This window comes from Dapis hubbardiae BLCC-M172 (assembly GCF_050016015.1).
Classification (GTDB): domain Bacteria; phylum Cyanobacteriota; class Cyanobacteriia; order Cyanobacteriales; family Microcoleaceae; genus Trichodesmium.
Map to the genome: position 1 here is coordinate 1 of NZ_JBNHEQ010000164.1, position 5247 is coordinate 5247.

At 43.0% G+C, this 5247-nt stretch carries 1 protein-coding gene; it reads left to right on the plus strand.

Annotation, left to right across the window (positions count from 1 at the left end):
* The first annotated feature begins 638 nt into the window (after positions 1–638).
* Entirely contained in the window at positions 639–4484 is a 3846-nt protein-coding gene (locus tag ACP6PK_RS14665) for an EAL domain-containing protein (RefSeq protein WP_426560300.1), read from the plus strand.
* The last annotated feature ends 763 nt before the right edge of the window (positions 4485–5247 follow it).

A 5247-nucleotide genomic window follows, 5' to 3' on the forward strand; every position in this document is an offset into this window, starting at 1 on the left:
AAATATTCCTAATAAAGAAGTACAAATATTCCTAATAAAGAAGTACAAATATTCCTAATAAAGAAGTACAAATATTCTGTTGTTTCAACTCTCAGAAATTGGGTTTATGACAAATATTAGGATAAATACTTGAAAAGGTATTAAAGCCTCTTCTTTTAAGGAGAGGTAATAATTAATTATTGAACTTCTTCCTTATTTAGAGGATGTTTGAAAAGGGGGAAATACAACGGAAACTCTCGCTTATTTAGGAGTATTTAGGGGTATCAATGACTTCTCAAACAACCTCTTAAACTATTTGTAACATTCTTGTTTGAAACATACCTAAAATGGTGCGTTACGACAGATTGTTAAATGCCTTTCATAGTCTGAATTTAAGCCGTAAATACGCACCCTACTAGACTTGAAAAGGAAGGAAATACAACGGAAAGTCCCCCTGAACAAGGGGGATTTAGGGGTATCAATAACTTCTCAAACAACCTATTAAACCATTTGTAACATTCTGGTTTGAAACATACCTAAAATGGTGCGTTACGACGGATTGCTGAATCTCTTTCATAGTCTGAATTTAAGCCGTAAATACGTACCCTACTAGACTATTCCCTATTCCCTATTCCCTATTCCCTAGCGCTATAACTGAAATGATAGACCAACCCAACCCAAATTTTCCATCCGCAAGCTTTGTGGTAGGTATTGGCGCATCAGCAGGTGGACTTCAGGCCCTCGAAGCCTTCTTTAGCAGTTTGCTACCTGAACCTGGTGCCGCCTTTGTGGTAGTCCAGCACCTATCCCCAGACTTTCGTAGTTTAATGGTAGAGCTGCTACAGCGACGCACTAGACTGCCAGTTTACCTGATTGAAAACGGCATGGCCATTGCCATGAATAGCGTATATGTGCTGCCCCCAGGGTTTATAGTCAGGTTACAGGGACAACAATTGTACTTAGAAGAGCGTCAGGGGGGACAAATTGATTATCCTGTTGACTATTTCTTTTTGAGTCTGGCTCAGGAACGAGGCGATCGCTGTATTAGTATTTTGCTCTCTGGTACGGGGCACGACGGTACTGAGGGCCTCAAAGCGATTAGCCGGGCGGGGGGTGTGGCCCTAGTACAGTCCCAGGAGACAACCCAATTCGGAGCTATGCCCAGTAGTCCCCTAAGTTCAGGGCTGGTGGATGAAATCCTTTCTCCAGAAGAATTAGCCCAGGCAGTCTGTGATATAATTCGCTACAGCTATACTCAGGCATCTCTGACTCCAAATTCTACAAACCTACTGCCTCCTGAACAACTGAACCAGATTCTAGATATTTTGCAGAGGCAGGAAAATATAGACTTTTCTTTGTACAAACCAGGGACTCTGAACCGTCGTATTATCCATCGGTTGCTACTCTCTAAAGTCAATACAATTTCTCAATACATTAATTACCTAAATGATAGTGTAGAAGAAGTCAAAAATCTCCGACAAGATTTGCTAATTGGTGCTACTCGTTTCTTCCGCGATCCTGAGATGTGGTCTTTGCTGCAAACAGACGTGCTACCCTCTATACTGGAAAGTTTGCAGCCAGGCAACCCTCTCCGGCTTTGGGTGACCGGATGTTCCACTGGGGAAGAAGCTTATTCTCTAGCTATTGCTGTTGATGAAGTGATGCGGGATATGGAGGAAAAACATCCCGTAAAGCTATTTGCTACTGATATTGATCAGGAGGCTTTAGCCATTGCTTCTCAGGGGATTTATAGTGACAATATTACTCAAGATATCGGGAGAGAACGGCTGGAATCTTACTTTGTTGCGGAAGGCTCAACCTATCGGATAAAAAAGTCGATTCGTTCCCAGGTGGTTTTTGCTTCCCATGATTTGACAAAAAATCCAGGCTTTTCTCAGATGCACCTGGTTAGTTGCCGTAACTTACTAATTTATATGCAGCCTGCTTTGCAGGAACAGGTGCTAATGCTGCTACACTTCTCCCTAGCAAGAAAAGGGGTTTTAATCCTTGGACCTTCGGAAAATTTGGGAGTCATACCCCATGCGTTTGATGTCATCAACCAGCAGTGGAAAATTTTTCGTAAACGCCTGGATGTGCAACTACCGGTTAGTCGCATTATTAAGTCTCCTACTATGCAGTCTGTGACGATGTACAAACCGGTAAAATCAGAGCGGCCTGTTTACGAGACGTTGCTGAAATCTGTTTTTAAGCTGCGGTTTGGGGATAAACCAGTCACTTGTGTGATAATCAATCAGAATTATCAGATTATACATATATTGATTAACACTGCTAAGTTGCTGGAGTTGCCTATAGGAGAAATCACCACAAATATATTAGATATTGTGCCACCAAGCAGCAAGATACCCTTAAGTACAGCTTTGCATCGGGTGAAGCGGGATCAGGTGTCGGTAGTCTACAACGACATCCAGATATCGGAGTTGGAGTTGCAGCAAAGGATTAATCTTTGGGTAGGGAAAGTAGAAGACGATGATAACAATGAAATTGAAATAATTGTACTGTTGGAAGTGGCGATCGCTACTGAATCTATTACACCCTCGACAGACTTAGAATTTGATCCTAACTCTGTTCTGTCTCTGCAAATTCGAGAGCTGGAATTTGAACTACAGCAGACCCGCGAAAATCTGCAAACTAGCATTGAAGAGCTAGAAACTGCTAACGAAGAACAACAGGCGACTAATGAAGAATTGGTAGCTTCCAATGAAGAACTACAAAGCACTAACGAAGAACTACAATCAGTTAATGAAGAACTCTACACCGTTAATGCGGAAAATCAGGAACGCATTGAAGAGCTGACCGAACTTAGTGCCGATATTGATAATCTATTGCAGAGTACCGATATTGGTGTTGTGTTTCTTGACGAGGATTTGAATATCCGTAAATATACCCCTGCTGCTGCCAAAGTATTTAACTTTCGCGTAGGGGATATTGGCAGACCCCTAACCGAACTGGTAAATTACCTAGATACCAATAATTTAATCTCTCTAGTTCAGCAAGTCGCCGAAAATCAAACTTCTCAAGAACTAGAAGCTACCAATGTTAACACACAAGATCGCTTACTGCTAAGAATTTTGCCCTATGTCCGGGAAGATCGCACAACCAATGGTGTCGTACTTACCCTAGTAGTCATTAATGACCTGAAGAAGATTCAAAACGATCTGCAACATCAAGCATTTTTTGATGTGTTAACCCAGTTAGCTAATAGATCCTTTTTCTTGGAAACTATCAAATTGTGGATCGCTCGTGTCAGTCGGGATACTTCCTATCAATTTGCTCTGCTATATCTAGATGTGGATAGTTTTAAAGAAGTAAACGATACCCTCGGCCATGCTGCTGGCGACCAACTGCTAGTGGAAGTCGCCGAACGCCTCAAGAATACTGTGCGCCCTGGGGATATGGTATCTCGCTTAGGGGGAGATGAGTTTGCTATTTTGCTAGAAAAAACCACTCACCCGGAAGTAGCAATGGAGGTAGCATCTCGCATTCAATCAGCGATCGGCACACCTCTCCCTGTTGCGTCTACCCAATTATCCATCACCGTCAGTATTGGTATTGCCTTTTATGATCCAGAGGATCAGTGGCAGAGTGACACGGTAATCTTAGAAAATGCCGACATAGCGATGTACGAGGCCAAACGCCAAGGACCGGGAAATATGGTAGTCTTTAATCCTTCCATGCGGTCTGAACGGGAAAGCCAGGCGGAACTGAAAGCCAGCTTATACCAGGCGTTAGAGCAGGAAGAGTTTCTCCTGCATTATCAACCGTTGATACATTTTCCGAGTCAGTCATTGATTGGGTTTGAAGCCTTGGTACGTTGGCAACATCCTCAACGAGGACTACTTACTCCCGTAGAATTTTTGCCCATTGTTGCAGCTTCCCATCTCATGCCAGCATTAGAAAGTTGGATTTTGAAGTCAGCTTGCCATCAGATGAGTCAATGGAATCAGCAATTTGCTTTCAACAAAGGATTTCGGATGAATATCAATATTTCTCCTGATTTTCTCCTGCACTTGAACTTCATCAATAACCTAAATTTAGCCATCAGCGAATCAGGTGTCAACCCTGAGCAAATTTGCCTGGAATTAACAGAAAATTCCTTTATCGGTCATGGCAGTGATGTGGAGATCTTACTATTAACTATTAAGAGACTAGGGGTAAGTATTACTCTTGATGATTTTGGCACTGGGTATTCATCCCTGTCGTACCTACATCGTCTTCCCATAGATGAGATTAAAATTGACCAGTCTTTTGTGCAGTCTTTAGATTCAACATCGTCCTTAGTGGGTATTACCAGGGGAATTATTAGTTTAGCACGGCAGCTCGAACTTACTGTAACTGCTGAGGGAGTCGAAACCTTAGAACAATTGAGGGTACTGCAAGAATTCGGCTGTGAATATGGTCAAGGGTACTTTTTTTCTCATGCAGTTCCAGCGACAGAAGCGCAGCAGTTGATAGAAAATCCTGAATATTGGGAAAGTTTATTTTAGAAGAAAGAGGAGTCAGGAGTCAACCCACCCCTAACCCCTCCCAGGAGGGGAAGTTAGGAGGAGAGAATGATACAAAGATTTAGTAGTGTCGTCATTGCGACCGACAGGGAAGCAATCTCAAGGGTGCGCGGAGATTGCTATCCGTTCCGGAATGCTCCGCAAACCTTCCACTCCGTTCGAGTCGCAATGAATCTTACGGTAAGTAATTATCCGGAGCTGAAAAGCAAAATTTGTAGTAGACTGTGGTGCAATAGATTTTTGTTGGGTTGAGGGACGAAACCCAACAAAAATCTTTCTCCCCTACTCCCCTACTCCCCTACTCCCCTACTCCCCTACTCCCTAATGCACAGTTTTAGCTGTGTCAGTCTAGTAGGGTGCGTTAGACAGGTATAACCTAGACTGTGAAAGGCATTTAACAATCTGTCGCAGGGCACCATCTGAGAAACGCCTCAAATATCAAGTATTCGGTGGGTTACGGCGGCCAGGGAAATATTATTTATTCTGTGAAATTATTGCCGCCTAACCCACCCTACCAGACCGTTGTATCAAAAATAGTGTCGGTTCAGTAGGGTGCGTTAGACAGGTATAAGCTAGACTGTGAAAGCCATTTAACAATCTGTCGCAGGGCACCATCTTAGCCAAACACAATCTGAGAAACGCCTCAAATATCAAGTATTCGGTGGGTTACGGCGGCCAGGGAAATATTATTTTATTCTGTGAAATTATTGCCGCCTAACCCACCCTACCAGACCGTTGTATCAAA

Bases quoted from the DNA above. Each gene is read 5' to 3' on its own strand.
- ACP6PK_RS14665 (WP_426560300.1), top strand. From the start codon at position 639: ATGATAGACCAACCCAACCCAAATTTTCCATCCGCAAGCTTTGTGGTA.